Origin of the sequence: Paenibacillus sanfengchensis (assembly GCF_036864765.1) — a bacterium.
GTDB lineage: Bacteria > Bacillota > Bacilli > Paenibacillales > Paenibacillaceae > Fontibacillus > Fontibacillus sanfengchensis.
Genome location: NZ_JBAGJC010000006.1, coordinates 1 through 26471, shown reverse-complemented (window position 1 = coordinate 26471; position 26471 = coordinate 1). Strand labels below are relative to the sequence as shown.

The 26471-nt window shown below is 53.0% G+C and carries 24 protein-coding genes and 1 pseudogene; 17 read left to right on the top strand and 8 right to left on the bottom strand.

What is annotated here, in order from left to right; genetic code table 11:
• Position 1: 1 nt before the first annotated feature.
• The 7 genes and pseudogenes from V4U84_RS14475 to folE all read left to right on the top strand — a co-directional run bounded on the left by V4U84_RS14475 (position 2) and on the right by folE (position 4914).
• On the top strand, positions 2-445 hold the full coding sequence (locus V4U84_RS14475; RefSeq protein WP_334074920.1) for a GNAT family N-acetyltransferase: 444 nt from the start codon (positions 2-4) through the stop codon (positions 443-445).
• 133 nt (positions 446-578) lie between these two features.
• Positions 579-1181, top strand: coding sequence for a signal peptidase I (lepB, locus tag V4U84_RS14470; protein ID WP_334074695.1), 603 nt, complete (start codon positions 579-581; stop codon positions 1179-1181).
• A 24-nt stretch (positions 1182-1205) separates the two neighbouring features.
• Positions 1206-1649 carry a ribonuclease HI gene (rnhA, locus tag V4U84_RS14465; protein ID WP_213508480.1) on the top strand — a complete coding sequence of 148 codons (444 nt, stop codon included), beginning with the start codon at positions 1206-1208 and terminating at the stop codon, positions 1647-1649.
• Positions 1650-1704: 55 nt separating this feature from the next.
• A pseudogene (queG, locus tag V4U84_RS14460) lies at positions 1705-2886 on the top strand (tRNA epoxyqueuosine(34) reductase QueG); the annotation flags it as partial.
• 28 nt (positions 2887-2914) lie between these two features.
• On the top strand, positions 2915-3949 hold the full coding sequence (locus tag V4U84_RS14455) for an HD-GYP domain-containing protein (RefSeq protein WP_334074694.1): 1035 nt from the start codon (positions 2915-2917) through the stop codon (positions 3947-3949).
• Between the two features lie 88 nt (positions 3950-4037).
• On the top strand, positions 4038-4274 hold the full coding sequence (locus tag V4U84_RS14450) for a YneF family protein (RefSeq protein WP_148455762.1): 237 nt from the start codon (positions 4038-4040) through the stop codon (positions 4272-4274).
• A 46-nt stretch (positions 4275-4320) separates the two neighbouring features.
• The gene (folE, locus tag V4U84_RS14445) at positions 4321-4914 is read left to right on the top strand and encodes a GTP cyclohydrolase I FolE (RefSeq protein ID WP_334074693.1); all 594 of its coding nucleotides are present in this window, start codon (positions 4321-4323) and stop codon (positions 4912-4914) included.
• 94 nt (positions 4915-5008) lie between these two features.
• Here folE and V4U84_RS14440 read toward each other — a convergent pair whose 3' ends face one another.
• Together V4U84_RS14440 and V4U84_RS14435 are read right to left on the bottom strand one after the other, a co-directional pair.
• Positions 5009-6286, bottom strand: coding sequence for a Fe-Mn family superoxide dismutase (locus V4U84_RS14440; RefSeq protein WP_334074692.1), 1278 nt, complete (start codon positions 6284-6286; stop codon positions 5009-5011).
• Positions 6287-6349: 63 nt separating this feature from the next.
• Positions 6350-7381: an alpha/beta hydrolase gene (locus V4U84_RS14435; protein WP_334074691.1), complete on the bottom strand. Its 1032-nt coding sequence runs from the start codon at positions 7379-7381 to the stop codon at positions 6350-6352.
• Between the two features lie 258 nt (positions 7382-7639).
• On the opposite strand from V4U84_RS14435, the gene V4U84_RS14430 reads away from it, so the two are divergent.
• From V4U84_RS14430 to V4U84_RS14415, 4 genes are all read left to right on the top strand, one after another.
• Positions 7640-8386: an IclR family transcriptional regulator gene (locus V4U84_RS14430; RefSeq protein WP_334074690.1), complete on the top strand. Its 747-nt coding sequence runs from the start codon at positions 7640-7642 to the stop codon at positions 8384-8386.
• Between the two features lie 123 nt (positions 8387-8509).
• Positions 8510-8839 (top strand): ArsR/SmtB family transcription factor, encoded by a 330-nt coding sequence (locus V4U84_RS14425; protein WP_334074689.1) that lies wholly within the window; start codon positions 8510-8512, stop codon positions 8837-8839.
• 39 nt (positions 8840-8878) lie between these two features.
• Positions 8879-9376 (top strand): SRPBCC family protein, encoded by a 498-nt coding sequence (locus tag V4U84_RS14420; RefSeq protein ID WP_334074688.1) that lies wholly within the window; start codon positions 8879-8881, stop codon positions 9374-9376.
• Positions 9377-9394: 18 nt separating this feature from the next.
• The gene (locus V4U84_RS14415; protein ID WP_334074687.1) at positions 9395-10195 is read left to right on the top strand and encodes an alpha/beta fold hydrolase; all 801 of its coding nucleotides are present in this window, start codon (positions 9395-9397) and stop codon (positions 10193-10195) included.
• Between the two features lie 452 nt (positions 10196-10647).
• On the opposite strand, the gene V4U84_RS14410 is transcribed toward V4U84_RS14415, so the two are convergent.
• The 3 genes from V4U84_RS14410 to V4U84_RS14400 form a co-directional block, all read right to left on the bottom strand.
• Positions 10648-12270: an alpha/beta hydrolase family protein gene (locus tag V4U84_RS14410; RefSeq protein ID WP_334074686.1), complete on the bottom strand. Its 1623-nt coding sequence runs from the start codon at positions 12268-12270 to the stop codon at positions 10648-10650.
• A 63-nt stretch (positions 12271-12333) separates the two neighbouring features.
• A complete protein-coding gene (locus V4U84_RS14405) occupies positions 12334-13434 on the bottom strand; it encodes a DUF1648 domain-containing protein (RefSeq protein WP_334074685.1) in 1101 nt (366 codons plus the stop codon).
• Positions 13435-13436: 2 nt separating this feature from the next.
• Positions 13437-13832: a GntR family transcriptional regulator gene (locus V4U84_RS14400; protein WP_334077431.1), complete on the bottom strand. Its 396-nt coding sequence runs from the start codon at positions 13830-13832 to the stop codon at positions 13437-13439.
• Between the two features lie 211 nt (positions 13833-14043).
• Here V4U84_RS14400 and V4U84_RS14395 point away from each other — a divergent pair, with 211 nt between their 5' ends.
• The 3 genes from V4U84_RS14395 to V4U84_RS14385 are packed head-to-tail and all read left to right on the top strand — an operon-like array spanning position 14044 to position 15661.
• Positions 14044-14547 (top strand): MarR family transcriptional regulator, encoded by a 504-nt coding sequence (locus tag V4U84_RS14395; protein ID WP_334074683.1) that lies wholly within the window; start codon positions 14044-14046, stop codon positions 14545-14547.
• A complete protein-coding gene (locus V4U84_RS14390; RefSeq protein ID WP_334074682.1) occupies positions 14544-15143 on the top strand; it encodes a nitroreductase family protein in 600 nt (199 codons plus the stop codon). The genes V4U84_RS14395 and V4U84_RS14390 overlap by 4 nt, the downstream gene beginning before the upstream one ends.
• A gap of 38 nt (positions 15144-15181) precedes the next feature.
• Positions 15182-15661, top strand: a complete 480-nt coding sequence (locus tag V4U84_RS14385) for a nitroreductase family protein (protein WP_334074681.1) — start codon at positions 15182-15184, stop codon at positions 15659-15661.
• Positions 15662-15736: 75 nt separating this feature from the next.
• Here the strand turns inward: V4U84_RS14385 and V4U84_RS14380 are convergent, their stop codons facing one another.
• The 3 genes from V4U84_RS14380 to V4U84_RS14370 form a co-directional block, all read right to left on the bottom strand.
• Positions 15737-17560: an ABC transporter substrate-binding protein gene (locus tag V4U84_RS14380; RefSeq protein ID WP_334077430.1), complete on the bottom strand. Its 1824-nt coding sequence runs from the start codon at positions 17558-17560 to the stop codon at positions 15737-15739.
• Between the two features lie 296 nt (positions 17561-17856).
• Entirely contained in the window at positions 17857-19338 is a 1482-nt protein-coding gene (locus tag V4U84_RS14375; RefSeq protein WP_334077429.1) for an ABC transporter permease, read from the bottom strand.
• A 13-nt stretch (positions 19339-19351) separates the two neighbouring features.
• Positions 19352-20785 carry an ABC transporter permease gene (locus V4U84_RS14370; protein ID WP_334074919.1) on the bottom strand — a complete coding sequence of 478 codons (1434 nt, stop codon included), beginning with the start codon at positions 20783-20785 and terminating at the stop codon, positions 19352-19354.
• Positions 20786-20944: 159 nt separating this feature from the next.
• Between V4U84_RS14370 and V4U84_RS14365 the strand changes: the two genes are divergently transcribed.
• The 3 genes from V4U84_RS14365 (at position 20945) to V4U84_RS14355 (ending at position 26394) form a co-directional block, all read left to right on the top strand.
• The gene (locus V4U84_RS14365; RefSeq protein WP_334074678.1) at positions 20945-22690 is read left to right on the top strand and encodes an ABC transporter ATP-binding protein; all 1746 of its coding nucleotides are present in this window, start codon (positions 20945-20947) and stop codon (positions 22688-22690) included.
• Positions 22691-23030: 340 nt separating this feature from the next.
• Entirely contained in the window at positions 23031-24188 is a 1158-nt protein-coding gene (locus V4U84_RS14360; protein WP_334074677.1) for a hypothetical protein, read from the top strand.
• A 637-nt stretch (positions 24189-24825) separates the two neighbouring features.
• Positions 24826-26394 (top strand): IS1182 family transposase, encoded by a 1569-nt coding sequence (locus V4U84_RS14355; RefSeq protein ID WP_334077428.1) that lies wholly within the window; start codon positions 24826-24828, stop codon positions 26392-26394.
• Positions 26395-26471: the final 77 nt, after the last annotated feature.

The following is a 26471-nucleotide window of genomic DNA, read 5'->3' as shown; positions in this document are numbered from 1 at the left end:
CATGCGTATTCGTTCCTTCCAGTTGAGTGATGTTAATCAGGTGATGGAGCTTTTGCAGGTGGCTTTAATGGAAGACTGCTATGAGGACACGAAGCGGGCGTTTGCCAGACAATTGTCCTGGGATTCGGATTTGATCATGATCGCGGAAGTGGATGGGGAAATTGTAGGCACGCTGATTGGGACAATTGATCAAAATACGGGCTTCATTTACCGGACTGCCGTTCATCCGGATTATCGCCGTCAAGGCGTGGGCAAAAATCTAGTCACAGCGATGGAACAAAAGTTCCAACAACGCAACGTACGTCAAATCATGATCGCTGGAGATCCTCACAATAAAGCGATCGCACCTCTTTATGAGGCTATGGGTTATGGCGCAAGCAAATTCCTGGAAGCATTTCAAAAACTGGGTATTGCTGCGGTAAGCTCCCTGTCGGGAACCAGATAAAGAAGATCATTTATCGTTCTGTTATATTTTGCAGAAATTCAGCATATCTCCCACCCGTTGCAAAAGGGTGCGCGATATGCTTTTCTATTATGTAAGGGATAATACCCGCTATCATGAAACTCGAGGTGTACCCATGAAACCTAGCCATCAGGATACAAACCGTCCGAAAGCAGGCGCGGGACTGTTTTCCGGCAAAGAAAAACCCGCGCAGGGCTGGATTGCCGAGCTTTGGGATTGGACGAAAACCGTGCTGATTGCCTTTGTGGTCATGGTGATTTTGAATATATTCGTGTTTAATCTGTCTATGGTTCGGGGGCAGTCGATGGAACCTACGCTGGGGGAACGTGAACGGCTCTTCGTCGATAAAATCGTCTACCGCTTCACGGACCCGAGGCCCGGTGATGTGGTTGTGCTGAAAGATCCGAGTTCCGATCCGGACAAAAAACCATTTCTGGTCAAACGGGTCGTGGCCGGACCGGGGCAAACGGTGGAAATTCGCGAACGGCGTCTGTACGTTGACGGACAGGTGCAGGATGAGCCTTATACCGATACGGTGATCGAAGGCGAGGGGATGTCTCCGGTTAGCTTGGGAGAGGAAGAATATTTCGTGTTGGGTGATAACCGTCATGCCGGAGAGAGCAAGGATAGCCGGTATTTCGGGAGCGTGCGGAAAAGCTGGATCGTCGGCCGGGCGGAATTTGTGTTCTGGCCGATCACCAAAATACGCGGTTTATAGTCCGAAACGTTGGAGGTTGTGGGATTGAAGGAAATTATGATTTATACCGATGGGGCCTGTTCGGGCAACCCCGGTCCCGGCGGTTGGGGAGCGGTTCTCCTGTACAACGGGCATCGGAAGGAAATGTCGGGAGGAGAACCGATGACCACCAACAATCGGATGGAGATCCAGGCGGTCATTTCGGCGCTCAGCCAATTGAAGGAGCCTTGCCGGGTCAAGGTGTACAGCGATTCGGCCTATGTGGTCAATTGCTTTCAGCAGGGCTGGATTCGCGGCTGGCTGAAGAACGGCTGGAAGAACAGCAAGAACCAGCCGGTGGAGAATAAGGAGCTGTGGCAGGAACTGTGGCGCCTCATGGGAATTCATGAGGTGGAATATGTCAAAGTCAAGGGCCATAGCGACAACGAACTCAATAACCATTGCGATCTGTTGGCGAGAGAAGCGATCAAGCGACTAGCCTCGAAATGACAAGCAAAATGTGGAATTGCAAATACAGCATGATTTAAGCAGAAGGAGGCTGGAGATGGCGATGACCGAAAATAGGACAAGCGCCGGCGGTGCCGGAGCGGGCTATGCCCGCTGGGATGCGTTGAAGCGCGAGATTCAGGAGGCCGCGCCATCGCTGGGGATCGACACAATCGGGTTTGCGTCGGCAGACCCTTTTTTGTCGCTGAAATCGATCCTGCTGGACCGGCGCGAAAAAGGATATGAATCCGGCTTTGAGGAACCGGATATCGACAAGCGCATTTATCCGGAGCTCTCGCTGGAGCAGCCGGCTTCGCTGATTGCGATCGCGGTGGCTTATCCGTCCAAGATGGAAAACCCGCCGAAGTCGGAGCCGGGGCAACGCCGGGGGATCCTGGCCCGATCGGCCTGGGGACAGGATTATCACCAGGTTCTGAGACAGGCGATGGCCAAATTGCAGACGTTCATCACCGAGCGGGTTCCGGACGCGCGGATCGAAAGCATGGTCGATACCGGGGCGCTCTCGGACCGGGCTGTGGCCCAGCGGGCAGGGATCGGATTTCATGGTAAAAACTGCGCGATTATTTCGCCGAAATACGGCTCCTGGATTTACTTGGGGGAGCTGATCACTAATATCCCGTTCCGCCCGGATACCCCGGTTACGGAGGACTGCGGCGAATGCACCAAATGTCTGGATGCGTGCCCGACAGGCGCGCTGGTGGGGCCTGGTGAGCTTAATGCGCAGCGGTGTATTTCATTTTTGACGCAGACCAAAGGGTTTTTGGAAGAGGAATTTATGGTCAAGATCGGGAACCGCCTGTATGGCTGCGATACTTGTCAGGTGGTCTGCCCAAAAAATAAAGGGAAGTCTTGGAACCACCGCCCCGAGCTGCAGCCCGATCCGGAAACGGTAAAACCGCTGCTGCTGCCCCTGCTCGATATAAGCAACCGGGAATTCAAGGAGCGGTTCGGCAATAGCGCCGCCGCCTGGCGCGGCAAGAAGCCGATTCAGCGGAACGCGGTGATTGCGCTCGGGAACTTCAAAGATAGCACCTCCGTGCCGAAATTAATAGATATCATGATGCACGATCCGAGACCGGTTCTGCGCGGAACCGCCGCCTGGGCGTTAAGCCGGATTGGCGGGGATGAGGCGCTGACGGGGATCAAACGCGCGGCCGAAAAGGAAACCGACCCTGATGTGCTGGAGCGGTTGGAGTCCGCTCGCGCCAAACTCGAGGAGTCGTGATCTAGGCCTGGGAGGACAAGACATGAGGTTTATCAGCGTAGAGGATATCGAACCGGGTCAACTGTTGGGGAAAACCGTATATTCGGCCAACGGGACCGTACTTTTATCCGCGGGAATTCAATTGACGGTTTATATGATTAACACGCTGAAAAGAATCGGCGTTACGATGCTGTACATTAAGGATTCCGCCTTTGAGGATATCGAGATCGAGGATGTGCTCAGCGAAGCGACGAAGCAGGCGGTGTTCAAGGATATGAGCGAGACGCTGCAGGCGGTTCGGTCAGGCAAGGAATGGAACCCGCGGAAGATCAGCGTTTCCGTGGAGCAGCTTCTCCGGGATATTTTGAATCATAAGGATGTGCTGCTTCAGTTAACGGAAATTCGCACGGCGGACAATGCGGCATATCTGCATGCGGTGAACGTATGTCTGGTTTCGGCGATGATCGGGCTTAACCTCGGTCTGAATCAAGGGCAGCTAAAAGATCTGGCGATCGGTGCGCTTCTGCATGATATCGGCAAAGGAACACCGCTTCCGGACAACGCCGATCCCCGGGATCCCAAGAATCATCACACCTGGCTGGGCTATGAAATTTTGAAGCAAAAACGCGAGTTCAATCTGCTCATCGCCCATACGGCGCTTCAGCACCATGAACGCCTGAACGGGACGGGGACCCCGAGAGGCCTGGAGCGGGATGAGATTCATCTGTTCGCCAAAATCGTCGCCGCTGCCAATATGTACGACAACCTGATCGGCGGCGGGGGCGCGAAAGGGCGGGTCATGCTGCCCCACGAGGCCTGCGAGGAGTTAATGGCCTGTTCCGAGCAGGTGTTGGATCGAGATGTGCTTGTGGAGTTTACTCGCATCGTATCGGTCTATCCGACCGGTACTTCGGTTCGTCTATCCACGAAGGAAACCGGCGTCGTGGTGCGTCAGCACCGTGGTCTTCCCGGGCGGCCGGCCGTCCGGATCGTCAGGGGAACCGGAGACGAGATGGAGGTCAAGGAAGTGGATCTGGCCACGGAAACGACCGTGTTTATCGAGGCGGTTCTTGCTTGAATAGCCTGGCCTTGAATGCTATGATATGTTGAGTGTGCTAGCCGAATGGCTTGGCGCATGATTTTTTGATACAGGGGTGGCTAACAATATGGATATCGTAATTCCTATTATTACGCTTATCGTCGGTTTGGTCGGCGGTTTTCTCATCGGAGTCTTTTATTTGCGGAGACAGCTGACGAAGATGCAGAGCGATCCGGAGATGCTGCAGAAAATGGCGAAGCAGATGGGATATAATTTGAACAGCAAGCAGATGCAGCGTGCCCAGCAAATGATGAAGAATCAAGGCCAAATGCCGCCTGCTGGCGGGAAACGCAGAAAGAAGTAAGCGGGCCATTCTGGAAATCAGCTGGACGGAAAGGAGGAGGCGCTAAATGTCAGGAATTAAAGATTACGTCAATACCCGGGTGGACAGCAACCGGGAGCAGATTGAACATCATGTTCGCGAAATTCTCAAGCTCATCGGAGAGGACGTCGAACGGGAGGGGCTGCAGGAAACACCGGCCCGGGTGACCCGGATGTACGAGGAGATTTTTGGCGGTTATGAGGTGGATCCCCGCGATGTGCTGGGAGTGACGTTCGATGAGAATCATGAAGAGCTCGTGATTGTCAAAGATATCGTCTATTACAGCCAATGCGAGCACCATATGGCGCCTTTCTTCGGCAAAGTGCATATTGGATACATTCCGAGCGGCAAAATCGCCGGGCTCAGCAAGCTGGCCCGTTTGGTGGAGGCGGTTACCCGCCGTTTGCAGGTACAGGAGCGGATCACTTCGCAGATCGCCGACATTATGGACGAGGTGCTGAAGCCGCAGGGGGTCATGGTCGTCGTGGAAGGCGAGCATCTTTGCATGTGCGCCCGGGGCGTGAAGAAGCCGGGAAGCAAAACGGTATCTTCGGCCGTGCGCGGTACATTTCGGAGTGATGCCGCTTCAAGAGCGGAGTTTCTGTCCTTAATCAAAGAGTAGTTCCATTCGTTTATAAAAAGGGTTGTTCCCAGATGGCATGCGCCGTGGGGGACAACCCTTTTTTGCCAGAATTCGGAGGATAAACGACACGGGATCAGTAAGGCGGCCACATCAAGGTTTTGGCCTGTTCGTAGCGGTCCGCCACAGCGGGCCAGTAGACGACGTTCCACCAATCGGTAATGTAGTCTTTGCGCCGGTTTTGATGTTTCAGATAATAGGCGTGTTCCCAGACATCCAGCGGGAGGAGCGGGACGATATCCCACTGCGACAGGTTCTGGTGCTTCTCCGCGGTCAGAATCTCCAGGCGGTGACTGCGTGGGCTCCAAACTAAGATGGCCCAACCTCCGCCTTCGACCTTTTCGGCCGCGTTGGAGAATTGCTTGTGGAAGGCGTCATAGCTGCCGAAGTCGCGCTTGATCTGTTCCAGCAGCGGGCCTTCCGGCCGACCGCCGCCCTGCGGATTCATCGTATCCCAAAAAATCGTGTGGAGATAGTGTCCGGCTCCGTTAAACGCCAGCTCGCGTTCCCAATGTTTAACCAGATCAAAATTGCCGGTTTTACGGGCTTCCTGGAGCTTCAGCTCCGCCTTGTTCAGATCGTCGACATAGGTTTTGTGGTGTTTGTCATGATGGATTCGCATCGTGGCTTCATCGATATAAGGCTCGAGCGCATTGTACGGGTACGGGAGCGGGGGGAGGGTGTGTTTGCCGATCGGGACGGGATTGGCCGTCGGGCGCAGCGTCCCTTCAACGTCACCCGCGTCTCCCGCCGGCTCGCTGCGGTCGGCCGGTTCGTCCGGAGCCACCGGGGACAGGGAAGAAAGGCCGGCTCCGGACGATAGGGAAGCACTGGCTGCCGAAAGGGCCCCAGTAGAAGTCTGTGCGGATTCTTCCTGGCGATAAGGGTCGAGAAACGGCGGAGCGCCGGCCATGCTGCTGGCGATTTGTCCCGGGCGGTTGAGCGTCTCCAATACGCCGAGGAAATACTCCGATTCGCGGATAATGTGCAGCAGTACCGTTTTGGCCAGAGGGACGACTTTGGCGGCTGCGCTTTGATCGAGAAGATAGTACAGTTGCCGGATAAATTCCCGGGACTGGCGGAAGGACACCTCCAGAATCCGCTCCGTTTCCCGGATCAACCGGGGATCGCATGCCGCCTCCTTGGAGGAGAGCGCATATTGCAGCAGGCGGTCCGCCCCTTCCTGGGTAGCCGCGAAAACCTGTTTCCACTCGTCCAGCAGCTTGACGAAAATGGGCTCCAGACCGGGAATGATGGCTTTGATGACATCGGTATGCTCGTTTTCCTGCTCCTTCCAAAACCGGATCTCTTCGAGAATCCGGACAGGCAAATAAGGCCCGTATACGAACAGCATCAGGGTAAACCTCCTCGGAAAATATCATGGTAACAGTCTATTCCGCAGGAGGTTTGGCCTATGCTAATTCGTAACGGGCCCGGTTTTGGCCGGGCTTTGCTCCTTGCCTACCCGGCTAAGGAAGGTGGATACAAGGCGCAAGTATTCTTTGGGATGCTCACGGAAAATCAGCTCATGATGCGAACCTTTTACGATCCATACGCCGGACGCGGGGTTGGACTGGTTTTCCGCCAGTTTTTCCGCAATCGGATAAGGGGCCTTCTCATCCTCGGTTCCGTGTATAAACAGCGTAGGGAACGGGTAATCCGCCGACTTGACGTCCGTATACGGAATTTGATGCAAGCTCGTGCCGTTCAGCACGGGCAACAGCAGCCCGATGATCTCCAGCGAAGGATGGCGGGGCAGGTCGATATGCTGACGGATATTGTGATACATGGTGTCCGGTTCCAGAAGGAAGGTGCTGTCCAGGATCATGCCGTCGATGTCCTTGCTGGTCAAGGCCGCCTGCAGGGCGGTCCCGGCCCCCATCGAGAAGCCCCAGACGATAATCTCCTGATTGCCGCGCTGCTTCACGAACTGAACGGCCCCAAGCAGCTGCTGGGCTTCCTTTTTGCCTCCCGTGGCGACTTCCCGGTTGCTCTGGGCGGCAAAGCCGTAGTCGAACATCAGCACATTGAAGTTCAGACTATGGGCGTAATGGGCCAGATCATACATTGGAATCCACGCTTCCTCCCGGTTCGCGCCATAGCCGTGGCTGAACACGATCGTTTTGGCGGAGTCCCCGGCGGGAATGTACCAGCCCTGCACTATTCGGCTGCCATCGGCGGCGGGGAAGGCCACGTCCACATACTCCAGATTTTTGGAGAGCTTCGGGTTGGAATATAAAGGGGCCACGGTCGGATTCGACAGCACCCAGGCGATATAGCCGTGCAGGGAAACGAAGCAGAATATCAGGAAAAATAAAACCGATAGGAGCAGGGCGACGATCACATGCTTTAATCGAATATGTTTGATTTCGAGCGCAGGGGCCGCTTTTTTCTTGTTTTCTTTAAAGCCTGCACGCACGGGAAGGTCGCTGCGGCTGCTTGGGCTCATGGTCTCCCCTCCTCGTCGAATCGCATTTTTTTATTCTATGCAGCGGAAACCTCAATAAAATACATAACCCTATGTCTGCTCGGACAATCGGAAAATGTCGAATACGAACGAATTACATAAAAATATCGTAAGTCGTGTTGTTCTTTGTGTCAATGAGACGGGGATATTTGGCTGCGGACGCGTTGACGGATTCCCGTGCCCTTCATTATAATTTATGTAACCGTGTTTCACGGAGTGAAACGTAAGGAGGGGGTCCTGATGGAGGACCGTAAATTGACGGTTCGCGCCGTGGAGAGGGCGCTTGATATATTAATGTGCTTTACGAAGGACAGCGATCTGGGCTTAAGCGAAATTGCCGGAGCGATCGGGCTGCATAAAAGCACGGTGCACCGGCTGCTCACGACTTTGGAGGAGAGAGGCTTCGTCATCCGCAACCCGGCGACGGACAAATACCGGCTCGGCCTGAAAATCTGGGAGCTGTCCGCGCATTTGTCCCACAATGACGATCCCGCGATCCTGCTGCTGCCGCAAATGGAACGGCTGCGCGACCGGCTCGGGGAGACGGTCAGCCTGTATTTGCGGGACGGCACCGACCGACTGCGGATCCAGGCGGTGCAGAGCAATCAGGCCATCCGCAGGGTCGCCCAGGTCGGCGCCCGGCTGCCGCTCTTCGTCGGCGCCTCCAGCAAGGTGCTGGTCGCCTACGCCGAGGACGCAGTTGTGCGCGCCGTGCTGGACAGCCCGGACTGGCCGGCCGCGGTCGACCGCGAGGCGTATATGTCCCAGCTGGAGGAGATTCGACGCGCCGGGTATGCGACCAGCTACGAGGAGCGCGAACCTGGGGCTGCCGCGGTCGCTGCGCCGATTTTTGACCGAAACGGCCGGGTAGCGGCCGCTTTATCGGTTTCGGGACCGGTCAGCCGCCTTTCCCCCCAAACCCTGGAGGAGATGGCTCCGGTTCTGATTGAAGCGGCCCGGGAGATGGGCATGATGATTCATACTTAAATTTCATAGAAGATTTAATTGCGGTATTCCGCTTCGATAGCATGGTTAGCACTGTCGAAGGGGGATATTTTTTAGAAAATATATATATTTACATGTATATATTTTCTGGTGTATATTCGTGTTATGAATACTTCTACAATGCAACTTACTTTGATGACTCTTGCCGAGCCTAACCGTTTTAACATCATAGAGCTGCTGAAGAACGGCCCGTGTTCGGTTACCGACATCGTAGAGGAGCTAAAGATGGGCCAGCCTCAGGTATCCCGCCATTTGCGGATTTTAAGCGAAGCGGGCCTCGTAAGTGTCCGTCGGCAGGCGCAGCAGCGGATTTATAGTCTGGAAGCGCAGCCGTTTAAGGAGCTGGACACTTGGCTCGATTCGTATCGCAGCTTGTGGGAAGAACGTCTCGACCATCTAGAGGATTACTTAACCCGAATTCAAGGAAAGGAGTAGCGTGATTTTTGCTCAACAACCTTTAAGGAGGAAGTGTACTTGAGAAGTAGAAAGACCGTGGTCATTAAAGACAAGAAGCGAAGGAGGCTGATTATCGAACGTTTTTTGCCCGTGAAGCGGGAGTTGGTTTGGCTGGGCTGGACTAGGCCCGAGCATATCGTCCATTGGTGGGGCCCCGGCAACTTCGCTGCCCGGGTTTATGAAATGGATGTAAGGCCGGGAGGGGTATGGCGTTATAGTCTTTCTCCCGTAGACGGAAACGGGGATACGGCTTATTGTCTGGCTACATATAGCGAAATAAGCGAACCGATCCGGCTTGCCTATATCGATTCCTTCACCGACCGGGAATGGAATGTCGTGAAGGGGAGCGAAATGCCTACCCTCGTTACGTTTGAAGAAGAGACCGGGGGAACGCGGCTTACGATAACTACGCAATTTTCAAAAGCCGAGGAACTGGAGAAGGCGGAAGCCATGGGCATGATCGAAGGTTACCAAGAGACGATAAACCGTCTCGAGGATCATTTTAGCGAAAAGTAAATAAGGAGGAATTTATATATGAACCATGTTATTTCCAAAGACGGCATCCAAATCGCCTATGACAAGCAAGGGAAAGGACCGGCTCTGATCCTGGTGGCCGCCGCAGCCGCGGATCACCGGGATGCGGGACAGCTGGCGGAACGGCTGGGAGAACACTTTACGGTTTACAACTATGATCGGAGGGGAAGAGGCGGCAGTACGGATGCGGCTTCCTATGCGGTCGAACGTGAAGTGGAGGACATTCAGGCATTAATTGCGGAGTCGGGCGGATCGGCCCTGCTTTTCGGCAGCTCGTCAGGCGCCGTATTGGCCCTTGAGGCGGCAAGCCGATTGAAGGAGGGGATCGACGGAGTCTGTTTATACGAACCGCCGTTTATTGTCGATGACGGCCGAACTCCGGTGCCTAGCGACTATGTGCAGCACCTGAACCGATTGGCGGATGCCGGTGATCGGAGCGAGGCGGTGGAGTATTTTTTAACACAGGCGGTAGGCGTGCCGGGCGAATTTGTGGAGTATATGAAAGCCGACCCTTCCTGGAAGGGCATGGAACAACTTGCCCATACGCTGGCTTATGATGGAATGGTCATGGGCAATACTCAATCGGGGCAGCCTTTGCCTAAGGGACGCTGGAACGTGGATGTTCCCGTTCATGTGCTTTGCGGTGAAAATTCCCCTTCGTTTTTGCACAGTTCTGCCAAAGCGCTCGTCGAACTGCTGGCGAACGCGCAGTATCGCGTATTGGCCGGTCAGGACCACTCGGCCGTCGTGATGGCCCCGGCGGTTCTGGCTGAGGAGATTGCGGTTTGCTTCAAGGCTTAACTGCCATAAAAACCTTCTATATAGGTTGAACTAAAGAATTGGCGTTGGGCAAGGAGGTAATAGGGTTTCGGATATACGTTGCCAACATCCACAACTATAGATATAAAGTCCCGCCGTCGGAGTTTGCATCATTAACGGTAAAATTTCCCGTTAATGTACCGCTTCTTGGCCCCTCGATCGGATTTAGCTGGAAAAGCTCCATCTATTTCGCGGCCCTATTGCCGATATACACAATTTCAGGCGAATTAACGGGAGGTTGTCCAGCTAATTCGCCTCTTCAGCCGCATATGTACCAAATTAACGGGAAGAATTCCCTTTAATTCGAACCAAACCATTAGTTACAGGTCAAGAGTGTGAAAAGAACTCTTTACACCGCTGGCTAATATGCAAATCAATAGCTCAACCTATATAACAAGGCTGCCGTACGGCAGCCTTGTTATATTTTACGCCATCTATTTGGTTTTCTTGATCCAACCCGCCATATCGTCGATGATAACTTTCGCTACATTGTTAGGTTGGACATATTCCGCTCCCGTGGAAATCCCGTCAAACTCGGCCAACAGGTGATTGACCTTCGGGTAGGATTTGTACTCGACACCGCTGCGGTTTTTGAGCGCTTGTTTCCAGCCTTCCAGCTGGCTGACCGGAACTTGCCAGTCGTTCTCCCCTTGAAGAATCAGCAAAGGTCCGGTCTGTTTTTTCGCCAGTTCGGCCGGAACGTAGTTCTTCTGCTCGAACCACCAGTAAGCCGGCTGCAGCGGGAATTGGCTGGGCAGGTTGTCGACCGTATATTTCGGGTCGTTCACCATGTCGGCAATCGCGGTGTATTGGGCCGCTTGCTGTTCGTAAGGTGCGGCGTCCATGCCGGATTGCTTCACGCGGGAGACCAACTCCTTTTGCTGCAGCGCAAGCAGATCGGCGAACTTGCCGCTTGGCCCGGACAAAAGGATCGCGCCGGCGATGCTGCCGTCCTTGTCCGCGTCTACGATCATCGGCATCGCGAACGCCCCTTGGCTATGTCCGGCCACATAGATGCGCGAGGCATCGACGCCGGCGGTGTTCTTCAGCAGCTTAACCGCGGAAATGGCGTCATCCACGGTCTCCCGCTTCAGAGTGAATTTCGCATCCGTCGACACTTTGGCGGTATGCTCATAGGTCACTTTGTCGTACCGCAGGACAGCGATGCCCTGTGCAGCCAGCCCTACGGCCAGGTCGCGGAAAGGCTTGGCCCCGCCCATCGTGGAGTCGCGGTCGTGGGGACCGGAGCCGTGCACCAGCACCACGGCCGGGAACGGGCCTTCGCCGCCGGCCGGAAGCGTCAGCGTGCCGGGAAGGGCCATGGCGCCTTCGCCGATTTTGACTTCCCGCTCGGTATATAGCGCGGCGTTGTCATAGGCCGGCTTCCGGTAGGTGGAAGGCGTCACGCCCGCTACATAGAAGTCGTCGACCTGCCCCGCCTCGTTCAAACGGACCGTGAAACTGAACGGAACGGTCGCCTGGAAGGTATAGGCGACATTGCGATGCACCGCGTTGGAGCTTGCGGAGCGGGAGGGGTTCGGCTTCACCGCTCCGAACAATTTTTCATAGCTGCCCCACACCTGGCCCAGCAGCTCGGCCGGAAGAGCCGGAGCCAGGGTGGGACTGAGCAGCTTGGCGGCTTCGGCGCCTTGGCCGGCTTGGAGCTTCGCGATGAAAGCGTCGGCCGGATCCTCGCTCGTTGCCTTCGCGTCCTGGAACGCCTCGGCAAGGGCGGCGGCGTCGACCAGTGTGTGCCCGGAGACTACACGGACGGATTCACGCAACGCGATCGGCTTACCGTCAAGCAAGGCCTCTTTCTGGCCGATCCGGAAAGTCAAAGTATGGCCTCCCTTGGTGACCGTTACGGTTTGCTCGGCCTGGTTCCAATCGACTGCCGCACCGAGGCGGACCGCCGTCTCTCTCACGGGAACCAGAGCGGTCCCGCTCCGGGAAGCGCTTGCCGGGGCGTCGGCTAAGGCCGAAGCCGCAGGCAGGGACAAACTAAGCGCCAAAGTGATGGTAGTCGCCGTTTTTAGTGAGTTGTTTTTTTTCGACATGGATCGTTTCTCCTCCTTATGACTGTACATAGTGAAACTCTATAAAAGTGAATCCGTAAAGGATTAACCCGAAATTATGGCGGCCACGGCTATGACGATGAGCACGCCTCCGAGAATAATCCACCCTACCGGGTGGGCGAAATTGAGCGTCCAGCCGATGCCCATTCTTTTTTCCACAAAGATGGAAGGGTCCTGCGGGTTGTAATATAAACCGCCCAGCTTCCAGTAGCGGTCGTCATTGGCCGGCTGCACCGCGGAAGGCCCCTGTTTTCGTCCGAGGCGGCTGCCGCCTTGCCCCGTGATAAAGGAGAGGATGGCTGCAAACAGAACGATAAAGACAGGAACCGCCAAACTGACCAGCATGATGAGATCCGTGTCCATCGGATACAGCATATTAAGCTGGATGAACGAGAACAACAGGACCATAGCCAGCCCGGAAATCAGGGTGTACAACGACCAGTTGCGGCGAAACAACGTGCTTTGGCGTACGGATCGCTCCGGATCCCCGGCATAGGTTTGCTGCTTGCTATGGTTAATGCTCCAATTGATGAACAGGAACAGAAGCGTCATAACCACTTGCATGAAATTCGGAAAAAGGGCGGTCAGCATCGTTTTGTCGGCAAACCGGGTCACATTCCCCGCAAAATCGAATTTCATGGCGATTTGGTCGGGAATGGCATCGTAATTGGCCAATGTGAGCAGGACGCATCCCGCAATGATCGCGGCGTGGACGAGAAACCAGGCGTTGGACCAGGTCAATTTGTTCCGGCGGAACCCCGTGTCGATCACGACTTTGCTTTTTTCAGCCGGCGTGGAAGGCAGGGACGGAAGCCGCTTTTTCATATTTAAGTGAAAAACGATGTTGAGCACGATCGAAATCACGACCATAATGCCTATGCCGATCGCGAAGATCGTGAATTGGGCCTCGGCTCCGCCGAATCGGAGCACGCCCAGGAGACAGGCGAGGAACAGGACGGCGTACAGGCTTAGACTAAGCGTAGCGTAAGCCCGGCGCATCCGGCGCAGCGGTTCGCTGCGATAGGTTTCTTCATTGACAGTAACGCCGAAGCTGATCGTCTCTCGGGTTAAATAAGGCATAAAGGAGAGAGAAAATACAACCGGCAGCAACATGAGTACGAGCAGCATGACGGACAGAGTTTGCATGATTAATTCACCTCATCGGGTTGTTTGATTTCGTGATACAGGGTGCTGACGAGCTGGAGCAGGTCCTCCCGCTGGATCCCCCGGCAGATGGCTTCGGCAACGATGGGCCGCAGTGCGCTTTGCTGCTTCTCCGCAAATTCAGGCGTGACGGGGGGCATGCCTTCCGGATGAATGACGACGCCGCGCTGACGGTGAACCTGGATATAGCCGTCCTGTTTGAGCAGCGTATAGGCTTTGTTGACGGTATGGAGATTGATCCCGATATCGGAGGCCAGATTCCGAACGGACGGCAGCGGTTCTCCCGGCTGCAGTTGCCCGCTGGCGATTCCCTCGATAATCCGGTTTACCAATTGAGTATAAATGGGGATCTCCGATTGTAAATCAAGCTCAATGATCAAGAGAATCCTCCTTCCTTCGTTGTTATAACTGTTATACAAATAATATAACAGATAGATGAGCAATAGTAAAGAGAGATGGTTGAAAAAATGAAAAGGATAATTTATTATTGTTAACGTATAAACAATATTATTGATTTAACCGGAATTCACTTTTTATATGGTGTATTTATAAGTAAATCAAATTATTACATTGATACGAAAGGGGATGCCTGTGGAATCGACCCTTAGCATTAAATCACAACTCCACGAAGGTTATTTAAAGTTTCTTCACCAACATGAGCGCTTCTCGGAAACGGAAATCGTCGATTTCCAAAAGCTTTGCCAGTTGGAAAATATCGAGTCATTTGCTCTGAACATCACCGCCGTTCATGTCCTGGATTGCATTGGCCGCCATGAACCGATAAACAGCACGGCGATTTCGGAGAAGATGGAGTTGTCCAAGGCAAGCATCACCAAAATAACCGGCAAACTGCTGGAAGAGAGGTTGGTGACGCGAACCCAACTGAAGGACAACAAAAAAGAGGCTTATTTTCGGCTGACTCCGGCCGGGAAGGAGATCTATCGCCTGCACTTGCGGCTGCATGAAGAGGAGAAGGCGCGTTTTTTCCGATTCCTGGACCAGTATACCGAGGGGGAACTGAGAACCATACAGCGCTTCTTACTGGATTACAGTATGGAATTGGGTCAAAGAATGGCGGAGGGAGCGAACCCATGACGGAGGAGAAGAAGCATTCCGTTCCGGCAGGCATTGCCCGATTTGTTCGGGAACGGAGAAGCATCCGTAAGTTTAACAGCGAACCGGTATCCGGAGAATTGATCCTGGAACTGCTGGAGACAGCGGCGAGGTGGAATCCGTTGGGAATCCCGGTTTCCTGGCGCTGCCAGCTCGCCGATAATCCGGCTTCCAACATGCGTCTCGCCGACGCTATGTTGGAGCAAGCGACGGGAACCGGGTGGGGGAAACTGCTCCCCGCCCGTTTGAAGGAAGGCATGAAAAAGCGGTTCGTCTCGATTCCGGCCCATTTGGTGGTGATATTTAAAGTCGATCCCGCAGACAAACTCGGCAGTGAACGCAATTACGCCGCGGTTTGCGGAATCATGCAGACCTTCCAGCTGTTAGGCTGGGAGAAGCGGTTGGGCATGCTTTGGGATACGGAGCCGATAATCCAAAATGAGACTTTCTTTCGCAGGATCGGCCTCGGGGAAGACGAGCGGGTGGCGGGGATCCTGCATATCGGATATTTCGATAAACCCCCGAAAGCACGGCCTCGTACACCTGCCGAACAAAAATGGACCATATATGAAGGATAAATACTGCACGCTCTATAGAGGGCGAAAGGAGGGACGGGATGGAACGGTATCCGTCGCCGGTAACACAACATTTGTATAAAGATGGAGAGGTCTCCAGTGAACGGGTGCTGGAGTTGCTGAATGACGCGGTCTGGGCTCCCAATGACGGGCTTCGGGAGCCTTGGAGATTTATCTATGCGGACCGTGAGCAGGGCAGACTGAATCGGGGATTGCAGAATCCGGCTTTCGCGTATCTTCTTGTGGTCATGAAGGAGGATGCGGATCCGCATAAACGGAAGGAAGACTTTGCCGCAGTGTGTTGTCTGGTGCAAAATTTTGTTTTGCTTGCCGCAGAGAAGGGGCTCGGCGTCAAATGGACCATGCACGAATGGTTTTACGACGCGGAGTTAAACCGGGGTTTCGGCGTGGGGGAGAAAGAGCGCCTCGCCGCTGTCCTGGAACTGGGATACGCCGACCCTGAGTTGGGGAAAGCTTTCGTTACCGGGGACCCGCCGGCATTAAGAGTGGACAGAATATAGATTTTTCCGTCAAAAAAGACTGCCCCCCATCAACGCTGATGGAGGAGCAGTCTTTATAGTCCCAGATAATCCCCGCTATTTGCCCGCTTTGTATTTGCCCAGGAATTCCTTGACTTTCGCCGGATCGGCGGTCACTTCGTTTCCGGTTTTCACGAGCGGGCTAACGGTCGAAACGGCCTTGATTTTATTGCCGTTGTAAAAGGCCAGAATTTCGTCCTGATTAATGGAGTACAGCACCGCTTTTCTCAAGTCCTCGTTTTTGGCAACCTCCCGGTTCCCCGTATTAAAGAGCAAATAGGTGACGCCATTGCTTTCTATCGTTTGCAGTTTGAGCTTGCCGTCGCCTTTGACCAAATCATATTTGGTTTCCGGCACACCGTAGTAGAGGTGGATTTCGCTGCTCCGCAACGCGGACAAAGCGCTGTCGGCATCCGCGATAAAGCGGACTTTCACCGTCGAAATTTTCGGTTCGTATTCGCTTCCCTTGCGGTATCCCGGGTTTTTGTAAAATACGCCTTCATAATCGTTCTTGGAAGACAGGATGTAGGGGCCGCTCGCGTACAGCTTGTTGTTGTACTGGCTTCCTTCTGTGACCGTATTCTGATCCCCGTAAGGAATATCCTTATTTATGTCAAACGTTGCCACATCATACGTGTTGATGCTTTCCACTTGTTTCTTCGACACGATCCCCGCGGACTGGTGAGCCAGATAGTTCAGCACCTGTGGGAACGGCTCGGTGGTGGTTAATTTGACTACCTGATATTTCCCGGCCTTGTTGTCGGCTTCCCGTTTGTCCGTGACGAGCTGTTTGATTTTCGTCCCCAGCCCCGCTTCCAGCGCTTCTTTGACGGTCCCGCCGCCCGCGGCCGGCTTGGTGCTTTCCAAAGCCGCCAGATCCGTGACAGGCTCCACGGTTTTAATATGTTCATGCAAGCTGTACGTGCGGTGATCCGGAACGGAATTTTTGTCCTTGGCCCGGTTGAGGGAGAAGATCACATCGTCCGCCCCCACGCGTTCGCCGGTGTCGACGGCTTTTTTGTTGTTGATTTTGGCGAAATTGATATCGTCCCGCAGCAGGAAATAGTACTCGGAATTCCCCTCGGCGATGCTGTAGTTATGGGACAGCGATCCGTCGGAGGTGATCTTGTCGTCATCGGTCAGATTGATTAACCGGACATACATGTTGGTGTTTAACTGGTTAATCGAACCGTCGTTCCCCTTGATCGGGTCGAGGGATGTCAAGACCGAAGCCGATTGGGTCAGGATGAGGGGCTCCTTATCCCGTTTGGACGTATCGTTAAAATCAATGCTCTCCCAAGCCAATGCCCGGGATTTGGACAATCTGACGGTATCGGGATTCAAGATGTCCTTGTTCACGGCCTGGCTTTTCAAAGAAATATAGAGTGGAGCGATATAGGCTTTGTCGAAAACGAGGCGCTGCTCCAGCTGTTTATAGGTTTCTTTAAACTGCTCCGGCGTTTCCGTGGCGGCCTTGTCGATGAGCTGATCGATTTCGGGATCGGATAAAATGCTGTAGTCTCCCCCAGTTTTGAACAGGGACCTGACCGCATAGTCGGGATTCCCGGTCACCGTCGTCCAGCTGGAATGGGCGATATCGTAATTTCCGGCGTCCTGCTGAGCCTTATAACTGCCGTAGTCCGGCTGAATGTTGAGTTTGACGTTAAACCCGTTCTTGCTTAACTGATCCCGGATGATATTCAGATCCGATTCATTGGAGCTCATGCCCAACAGCTCGATGTCAATGGGGGAAGGATCGGTCACCGTCTCCGTTTCGGCGTCTTTCGGTTTGTCCGCGACCTCGGACTTGGTTTGGACCGAGCACCCGCCGGCGATCAGGGCGACGGCCATCAATAAGGTTAATATCACATTTTTTTTCATAGGTTGGTTCCTCCTCACACTTCTATATAATATGAACTATTGATTTGCATGTAAGGCAGCCGTGTGAAATGTTCTTCCGATCGCTGTTGCTCCCAGATTTCTTAATTAAATTTATTAAGGTAGAAATCCAGTCACAAAGGCGAGCGCTACGCTTCTCCAGAATCGTTTCACACTCTTGCCGATTGCTAATTCTTTAGTTCAACTTATATGAATTTATATATGAATTCATTTTTCATGGGGAAAAATGAAAAGCATCCGGACGGATCAAGCTAAATCAAGCGGTCGATAACCCGGCTTTAGCCAAGTTTCGGATCCAGAGCGTCCCTGAGGCCGTCTCCGAAAAAGTTGAATGCCAGAACCAGGCCGATGATCGCCAGCCCGGGATAAACCGCCAGGTAGGAGTGGGACTCCAGATAGGTGCTGCCGAGCTTCAGGATGTGGCCCCATTCCGGAATATGCGGTTCAACGCCCAGCCCCAGAAAGCTGAGACTGCTGGTCGAAATGACGGCGGTGCCGATGGTCAGGGTCGCCTTAACGATCATGGGGGCCAGGGAGTTGGGAACGATATGCTTAAAAATGATCACCCGGTCACCGGTGCCCAAGGCCCTTGCCGCTTCGACATATTCCAAGGTGGATACGATCATGACGTTGGCGCGCATCGTTCTTGCATAGGTCGGAATCGAGCCGATGCTCAGCGCCAGGATCAGGTTGACCGTATTGGCGCCAAAAGCGGCGATAATCGCAATGGCCAGCAGGATGCCGGGAATAGCGTACAGCACATCCAGACAGCGCATGATGATATTGTCCGTATGCCGCCCGTAATACCCGGAAACGGCTCCTAAAATCCCGCCAACCACGACGGGAATGGCGGTGGAAATCAGGCCGACGATCAAGGAGATTCTCGCCCCGAATACGATCCGGGAGAAGAGGCACCGGCCGAAATTGTCCGTCCCGAGCGGGTAGGCCAAGCTCGGATGCTGCAGAATCGCGGCGTAATTGTTCTCCGTCGCCATCGCATAGTCAAAAGTAAAATAACTGCAAACCGACAAGGAGAACAAAAAGACGATAAAGAACATCCCGAGCATCGCGGTAGAATTGGCGGTGAGCTTTTCCCGGATTTCCTCCCATTTGCCCCGGGAGAATCTTCCCGCGCCGCGGACTCGGCTCAGGAGTTGGACCCCGAGCAGCAGAGCGAACAAATTGCCCGTCAGGGAGCTGAGGATAAGCAGGACGGCGGGCCATACAAGCCATCGAGGCGCTTGCTCGCCGCCGGCGTACTTGGCGACAATCAGCAGGCTAGCCAAGTGAATCAGCGACACCGCAACCAAACCGAACATGGCGGGAAGGAAGGTGTCAGAAACGTAGGGCTTAAACAGGTTCAGAGCGGAAATCGCGATCACGAAGACACCGGTCAAAAAGGAATAGACGGCCAGCGTGTACTCCGTGCTTTTGCGCACCTTCACCATATGAAAGGCTGCTACGGCGGTAAACAAATTCCCCGAAAACAGGCTGAATAGCTGAATGAATCCGAGCACTCTCGTCAATCGCTGCAGGCTCCCCCGCCGCAGCAGATCTCTGCGAACACCTAAAATGATGACGGCCTGCAGCAAAGTGAAGAAAAAGTAGGTCAGAAATAGGATAAATCCCGGAGATTTAAGGCTCCGGTTAGAGAAATCAAAGCTGTTTACCAGCAAAATCACCGTCAAGATCAAGGACGCAATGCCGGAGAAGACCGCATCCCTGTAATCCGCAGAAGATTTCAAGCTTGTTTTGGTCATGGTTTCACCTGCTTTACTGTTGTTTCATCTTGGTTCGGATCCGCGGATCGGTAAAGGCGTACAAAATATCGACGATGACATTGACCAGTGAAATTGTAATGGCCGTATAGATAACGCCGCCCAAGATACTGGGGATGTCGGGAATGAACTGTTTATCCACGATATAGCTGCCGATCCCGCTGATATTGAACACTTTTTCCGTCACGGCCGAGCCGCCCAGCATCCCGCCAAACTGCAAGCCGATGACGGTGACGACGGGGATGACGGCATTGCGCGCCGCGTGTTTTAACAGAACTTGCCGCCTGCCGAGTCCCTTCGCCTTGGCGGTAAGGATATAGTCCTCGTGAATGACCTCGAGCATGGAGGAGCGGGTCATTCGGGCGACAGCGGCGGTAAGCCCCGTTCCAAGCACAATCGTCGGCATGATGTATGACAGCGCGTTTTGCGGATTGAAGGTGGCCGGGAGCCAATCGAGCTTGATCGAAAAATTCAAGATAAAAATGAGCCCCTGCCAGAAATTCGGAATGGACAAGCCGATCAACGCGATAAACATGAAGGAATAATCCCAGAAAGAGTTTCGTTTGGCCGCCGCCAGGATCCCGGCCGGTACGGCGATCAACACGGCGAAGACCAGCGATATGAGTGTCAGCGTCAGCGTAACGGGAAACTTGCGTGCGATGGTTGCCGTGACCTGCTCGTTGCCCGAGAACGATTTGCCGAGATCGAAGGTAACGATGCCTTTCAAGGTGTTCCAAAGTTGGGCAAGGTACGGTTGATCCAGGCCGTATATCTGGTTAAAGTGCCGAATTTGCTCGTCCGTGGCCGTTTCTCCGAGAATATTCGCGGCGGGGTCCATGGGCGAAAGGTGAAGCAGCGTGAACACGAGCACCGAAACCCCCAGGATGACGAACAGACTCATCACCAACCGGTCAAATACGAATTTAAGATAAGGCTGACTGTGCAAAAAGATCCATATGTACATCAGAATTCCGGGGATAAACGTCAGCACCAGAAATAGCGGGTCACCCAGCAGACTTTGAAAAGTTTGAAAATAATTCACTCGTGTCAGGTTTTTCCGCGCAAGTCTGACTTCGGTTTCTTCCCGGACCTGCTGGAGAAACAGCTCTAGGGAAATTTTCTCGGCTTCCCGTTCCGTTCGATCCCGGCTGACCGTTCGTCCGAAGAAATGATGTTTCCGTTCCAATTGGCCGACGGCTTCCATTTTCAGTTTTGCTTTGAGACCCGAAGCAAGCAGTTCGGTTTCGACCTCTTTCCGCAGCAAGTTATAGGGATCGCTTCGCCTGCGGTATAGGAATAAGCCGAGCACAAAAAGAGCAACCGGAGCGCCCAGCACAAGCAGCAGATACTTGGACGCGGGGGTCAAGAGCATTTTTTCGAAGGTTGTGCCGATCCGGCGTGATAACCTGGGATTTTTTTGAATATGCATTTGGGGATCTTTCGCGATTTCCACGGCTCGCAAGCCTCCTTGTCTGTCAAAAATTGCATTATTCCGATCGATATAGTATATATTATTTTAGGGTGTTTTTTATGTCAATTACTAAATTTGTTTCAAAATTTTAGAATTGTAGAATTGGCAGGTGTGACAATGGAACCGTTATTGCAAGTTCGCAGTTTATCCGTATCCTTCTTAAACCGGCATCAAGAGACGCAGGCTGTCCGGGGTGTCAGTTTTGAAGTGGGGAAGGGAGAAACGCTGGGAATCGTGGGGGAATCGGGAAGCGGAAAGAGCGTGACCGCCCGCGCCATTATGCGTTTGTTATCTTCCGCAAACTCGGAAATCAAAGAGGGCCGGATCCTGTTTATGGGCAAAGATTTGGCCGGCTACTCGGAAAAAGAGATGGAAAGCATCCGGGGACGGGAGATGGGCATGATTTTTCAGGACCCGATGTCTTCGCTAAACCCGACGATGAAAATCGGAGAACAGATTTCCGAGAGTCTGATGAAACACCGAAATCTATCGGCAAAGGAAGCCAAAGGGCAGGCGCTCGAAATGCTGAATTGGGTGGGAATCCGGGACAGCGAAACAAGATATGATCAATATCCCCATGAATTCTCCGGAGGCATGCGCCAGCGCGTTATGATTGCGATCGCGTTGGCCTGCCGCCCGGCTTTGCTGATCGCGGATGAACCGACCACCGCCCTCGATGTGACAATCCAAGCGCAAATCCTCGACCTGATGAAGAGTATGCAGCGGCGTTTGGGGACCTCGATTCTTCTGATTACCCATGATTTCGGGGTGGTTGCCGGGATGTGCGATCGCATCGTGGTCATGAAGGATGGGGAAGTGGTCGAGACGGGAACAACGGAGCAAATTTTTGCGCATCCGTCCCATCCGTACACCCGGAAGCTGCTGCATGCTTTGCCTCGCCTGCATGAGCCGAAGAAGGCGAAGGCTGCGCCTCTTCGCCGGGAAACCGCTGATTCCGACTTACCGCTGATCGAGGTGAAATCGCTAAGGCAACACTTCGATCTGGGACGCGGCAGAGTGCTGAAGGCGGTCGACGATATCAGCTTTTCGATCCGCGAGGGGGAAACCTTGGGCGTAGTCGGCGAATCGGGGAGCGGCAAATCCACGACCGGGCGCGCGATCCTCCGTCTTCACCAGCCGACCGGCGGGGAGATTCTATATCGCGGCATGTCGGTAAATCGGATGACGCGGGCGGAGATGAAGACGCTGCGCCGTCATATGCAGATCATCTTTCAAGACCCGTACGCCTCCTTGAATCCCCGGCTTAAAGTTCTGGATATTATCGGGGAAGCGCTGGACGTACATAAGCTGACCGGGAGCCGGGGAGAACGGAGAAAACGGGTGGAGGAGCTTCTGGATCAGGTCGGCCTGGATCCTTCCAGCGCGGAACGGTATCCCCACGAATTCTCCGGGGGCCAGCGCCAAAGGATTGGAATCGCTCGGGCGCTGGCCGTGGATCCCAAGTTTATCGTCTGCGACGAACCTCTCTCCGCGCTCGACGTGTCGATCCAGTCGCAAATCGTACAGCTGCTGGAGGAGCTTCAGCAGCGGCTTGGGCTCACGTATTTGTTCATCGCGCACGATCTGTCCATGGTCAAGCATATCAGCGACCGCGTTGCCGTGATGTACCGGGGCAGAATCGTGGAACTGGCGGAGAGCGGGGAGCTGTACTCCAATCCGCTGCATGCCTATACGAAGTCGCTGCTTTCGGCGATTCCGCTTCCCGATCCCAAATCCGAGGCTCAAAAAAGGAGGGACCCGCTGCGGGAGTTTTCGGGAGAAGACCTCTACAATGTGGAGCGTGCCCGATTGCGAGAGATCGTTCCCGGACATTGGGTGGCCATTGCGGAGCCTGGAGCATGAGGGAGCGTTTTATAGTTTAAAGCAAAGCGTAACGCGTCCCGACGAAAATATTCTAAGGGAAATAATAGCCGCTATTCCCGCACAAAAGGCCAATTTCAAGATCTAACGGAAATAGCAGCCGCTATTTAAGCGGTTATCGACCATTTTGATGGAGATGGAGGGAAATAGGCGCTAATACGTCCGTTAGATTTCGGAAAGAGCGTTTTTTGCCGATATAGCGGCTATGGCGTCCGTTAGATTCCTGGTTTCATGGCTCGTTTAGAAACTTTCCCCAGGTTAAAGCCGTCTATATGAAGTAGGCTGTAAAAAATTCACAAGGGAAAGTAAGGGATGAGAGTCAATGCAAAAAAAACTGTTTTTAAAATGTTTGCTACTGTTTGGGCTGGTCCTGTCTTCGGCCGCCAGCTTATTTACGGTTTCCGCTTCCGCGGCGTCCGATGAAGGATGGCAGATTGAGCCGGTCTTTACCGATAAACAAACGGGACGGGACTACTATAACGCAAGAACCTGGAGAAACGGTCCGATGGAAGGCCGGGTGCTGTTTGTTGATAAGGAAGGAAGCTGGCACGCTTTGCCTGAAAAGTACGGGGATATTTTTCCCGATGAGCAATCCGGCAAGTTTTATTTGGGACAAAATCAGGTGCAAAAGGGTTTGATAACTACTGTGTATGACCCTTCTACCGATCGGGTGACCGGTCAGCGTTTATACGAATCTTCCCCGGACGGCAAGTTCGGTATTTCTTTGGAGAAGTCCTACCTCAGCAGCCAGCTAAGAAATAACTACACGCTTTATATCAAAAATATGAAAACCGGAGAATCGCGAAAATGGCATGAAACTTGGAAGTCCATGTGGCACCAATGGCTTCCGGATAACCGATTGTTGGTGCAGTGGTACAGTGAATCGGAGAAGCAAAGCGAAATCGTGATCCTCAATCCGGCCAAGAACAAGGTGGAGCGGATCGCCTTGGCCAAGCTGGAGGATTACGACGCCAAAGGAAACCGGCTGCTTATTTCCTATAACGAGCCTATGCGGAAATCCTATGTATTGAATTTGGCCAACCGACGCGTACACAAGGCAGGGCAAGCGGAAATCGAATCGTTTTACAAGAATACGGAACCTCTTCCTGTGATGAAGACGGTCGTCCCGCCAAAACGTGAACCGAATATCGATCCCGCAGAGATTCCGGCTATTGAGGTACAAGAAGAAACGGTTTATGAAGCGAGCATAACGGTTAATGGCCGCGCCATTTCGCTCCCTTACGCTTACACCGACGTGAATAATGACACCTGGCTTCCGTTGACTCCGCTAGCGGAGGCTTTGGGGGGGAAGGTAGAGAAGGAGAAGTCCGGATTTCAACTTGCTGTCGATGGGAAAAAATATACGCTTAACGAAAGCAACAGTGAGGTCGTATTCGACCGACTTCATGTAAGCATTAAAGGGCTGCGCCAGTTCGGATTGTCGGTGGAGCAATTCCGGTGGATTACGCCTAAACGTTAAAAGACAGCCTAACGTCCGTGAGGAGCCCTCTATCATGTCGAAGAATTCCATGCTGATGGAGGTCTCTTCTCTCTGGGACATAGAATGGTCGTGTAAGGTCACGGGGGAGAAGCTCTCATTGCGTGGAATTGGATGGAATGACTGAGCAGAGCGGAGTCAATCCTCTGAGCGTGCCGGCCCGCTGGACTCAGAGGATCGGCTTGCTAACTGCGACCGTCTTTTAACTGTCGAGCCTTCTAACGGACGCAGTAAACGCTATTTAATGAAAAGTGGCGGTTTGGAAATTCTAACGGTCGTAGGAGCCGCTATTTCCGTAAAGTCATCCATAATTTACCAAATAGTTGCAAATAAGGTCGCTCACTTCCGTTAGAACTCAGAAAAGGCGATTTCCCGCAAAATAGCGGCTATGGTAGCCGTTAGATTTTTCTGGGGGGATATCTTGAGCGGGCGGGGGGATGCCGTATTAGTATGACATCCTGCCATTTACATAAGCTCTTCAAAGTAAAAGAAAGAGGCTGTCCCAAAAGTCATCATAGATGACTGAGGGGCAACCTCTTTTAGTTTGTCAAACAAAAAGAAACCACTCTTTGGTAAAATGGAAGTACCACCAACCATTACCCAAAAGGAGAGGTTTCTTTTGTACATTCAATATACCATGGATCAACTCTGTTTACCAATGGATTTAGAAGAGGATATCCCCGAAAATCATCTCGTTCGCGTGGTTAACGCCGCCGTAAATCGTCTCGACGACGCTATCTTCGACCCGTCTTACCCTGGAGGCGGACGAGACAGCTACCATCCTAAAATGCTCACCAAAGTTATCATTTACGCCTACACACAGCGCATCTATTCCTCTCGCCAGATCGCCAAAGCTGTCCGCGAAAACATCATGTTTATGTGGATCGCGGGTCGTCAGCGCCCAGACTTCCGTACCATCAACCGATTTCGATCAGAACGAATGAAAAGCACACTGGAGACTGTGTTTACTGCCGTTCTTCAGTTTCTGGCAGAGGAGAACTACATACAGTTGGAGCATTATTTTGTAGACGGCACTAAGATTGAAGCGAATGCCAACCGATATACGTTTGTTTGGGGGAAGGCTATGGTGAAGCATAAAGCCAAGCTTCAGGAGAAAGTCCAGACCCTATTTGAAGCCATTGAGGAAGCGGAGAAGCAAGAAGAAGGAATTCACGAAGGTCGGGATCTTCTCGAGCTGGGTGAGTCCTCTACTATGACCAGTGAGAAGCTGGAGCAAGCAGTCAAGCAATTGGAAGAGCGCCTGCGGGAGAAACCGAAAGACAAGCCGCTCAAGAAGGCGGTGCGCACCCTCCGTAAGGACTTGCTTCCGCGTCTTCAAAAGTACGAAACACAACAAGCAATTTTAGGTACTAGAAACAGCTACAGCAAAACGGACCCTGACGCTACATTTATGCGAATGAAAGAAGACCACATGCGAAATGGTCAACTCAAGCCGGGATACAATGTGCAGATCGGCACCGAAAATCAATTTATTGTCGGTTACAGTTTACACCAGCGCCCGACCGATACGCGCTGCCTCATCCCGCATCTTGAAAAGTTAAAATCGCAGTTAGGAAAGCTCCCGGGCACCGTCATCGCCGATGCGGGCTATGGTGGTGAAGAGAATTATGACTACCTGGAGCAAAATGAAGTCGAAGCCATCGTCAAATACAGCACCTATCACCGCGAAAAGAGTAAGGCATGGCAAAAGGATATTAGTAAAATCGACAATTGGACCTATAACAGCGAACAAGATACATGGACATGCACGGCTGGGCAAACGCTCCATTTCCGGAGAGGGAGTAAGGAGAAAACAGAAAGTGGGTATGAAATCGAATACCGACATTACCGAAGCTCCGGCTGCGAGGGTTGTCCGTTAAAGCCGCAGTGTACACAAGCCCAGGGTGATCGTGAGATCAAAGTTAGTATGAAGTATTTGCGGTTAAAGAGCCAGGCAAGGCAAAAACTCCGCAGTGAAGAAGGTTATGCCTTGGCCGTAAGGCGCATGATCGAGCCGGAACCTGTGTTTGGCGATATGAAGAACAACCGAGGCTTTAAAAGGTTTCTGCTTCGAGGCTTACAAAAAGTAAGTCTGGAGGTCGGCTGGCTTTCCCTTGCCCACAATTTGCTTAAGAAAGCCGCCGTAGACTCCAAAAAAGAAGGAGCTAAGCGAAAACAGCCCGCTTAGCTCCTTCTTTTTTTACAAATATCATCCTATTTTGTTGGAGAGGGTGTTCCAAAGTTTACTTTTGGGACAGCCTCTTT

Excerpts from the sequence above, each read along its gene's own strand:
- V4U84_RS14370 (WP_334074919.1), bottom strand. The coding sequence starts at position 20,785 with ATGCATATTCAAAAAAATCCCAGGTTATCACGCCGGATCGGCACAACC.
- V4U84_RS14435 (WP_334074691.1), bottom strand. The coding sequence starts at position 7,381 with ATGAGCCCAAGCAGCCGCAGCGACCTTCCCGTGCGTGCAGGCTTTAAA.
- V4U84_RS14405 (WP_334074685.1), bottom strand. The coding sequence starts at position 13,434 with ATGCAAACTCTGTCCGTCATGCTGCTCGTACTCATGTTGCTGCCGGTT.
- V4U84_RS14440 (WP_334074692.1), bottom strand. The coding sequence starts at position 6,286 with ATGCTGTTCGTATACGGGCCTTATTTGCCTGTCCGGATTCTCGAAGAG.
- V4U84_RS14385 (WP_334074681.1), top strand. The coding sequence starts at position 15,182 with ATGGAACGGTATCCGTCGCCGGTAACACAACATTTGTATAAAGATGGA.
- V4U84_RS14430 (WP_334074690.1), top strand. The coding sequence starts at position 7,640 with ATGGAGGACCGTAAATTGACGGTTCGCGCCGTGGAGAGGGCGCTTGAT.
- V4U84_RS14475 (WP_334074920.1), top strand. The coding sequence starts at position 2 with ATGCGTATTCGTTCCTTCCAGTTGAGTGATGTTAATCAGGTGATGGAG.
- V4U84_RS14390 (WP_334074682.1), top strand. The coding sequence starts at position 14,544 with ATGACGGAGGAGAAGAAGCATTCCGTTCCGGCAGGCATTGCCCGATTT.
- V4U84_RS14410 (WP_334074686.1), bottom strand. The coding sequence starts at position 12,270 with ATGTCGAAAAAAAACAACTCACTAAAAACGGCGACTACCATCACTTTG.
- V4U84_RS14380 (WP_334077430.1), bottom strand. The coding sequence starts at position 17,560 with ATGAAAAAAAATGTGATATTAACCTTATTGATGGCCGTCGCCCTGATC.
- lepB (WP_334074695.1), top strand. The coding sequence starts at position 579 with ATGAAACCTAGCCATCAGGATACAAACCGTCCGAAAGCAGGCGCGGGA.
- V4U84_RS14425 (WP_334074689.1), top strand. The coding sequence starts at position 8,510 with ATGAATACTTCTACAATGCAACTTACTTTGATGACTCTTGCCGAGCCT.
- V4U84_RS14360 (WP_334074677.1), top strand. The coding sequence starts at position 23,031 with ATGCAAAAAAAACTGTTTTTAAAATGTTTGCTACTGTTTGGGCTGGTC.
- V4U84_RS14375 (WP_334077429.1), bottom strand. The coding sequence starts at position 19,338 with ATGACCAAAACAAGCTTGAAATCTTCTGCGGATTACAGGGATGCGGTC.
- V4U84_RS14455 (WP_334074694.1), top strand. The coding sequence starts at position 2,915 with ATGAGGTTTATCAGCGTAGAGGATATCGAACCGGGTCAACTGTTGGGG.
- folE (WP_334074693.1), top strand. The coding sequence starts at position 4,321 with ATGTCAGGAATTAAAGATTACGTCAATACCCGGGTGGACAGCAACCGG.
- V4U84_RS14415 (WP_334074687.1), top strand. The coding sequence starts at position 9,395 with ATGAACCATGTTATTTCCAAAGACGGCATCCAAATCGCCTATGACAAG.
- V4U84_RS14450 (WP_148455762.1), top strand. The coding sequence starts at position 4,038 with ATGGATATCGTAATTCCTATTATTACGCTTATCGTCGGTTTGGTCGGC.
- V4U84_RS14365 (WP_334074678.1), top strand. The coding sequence starts at position 20,945 with ATGGAACCGTTATTGCAAGTTCGCAGTTTATCCGTATCCTTCTTAAAC.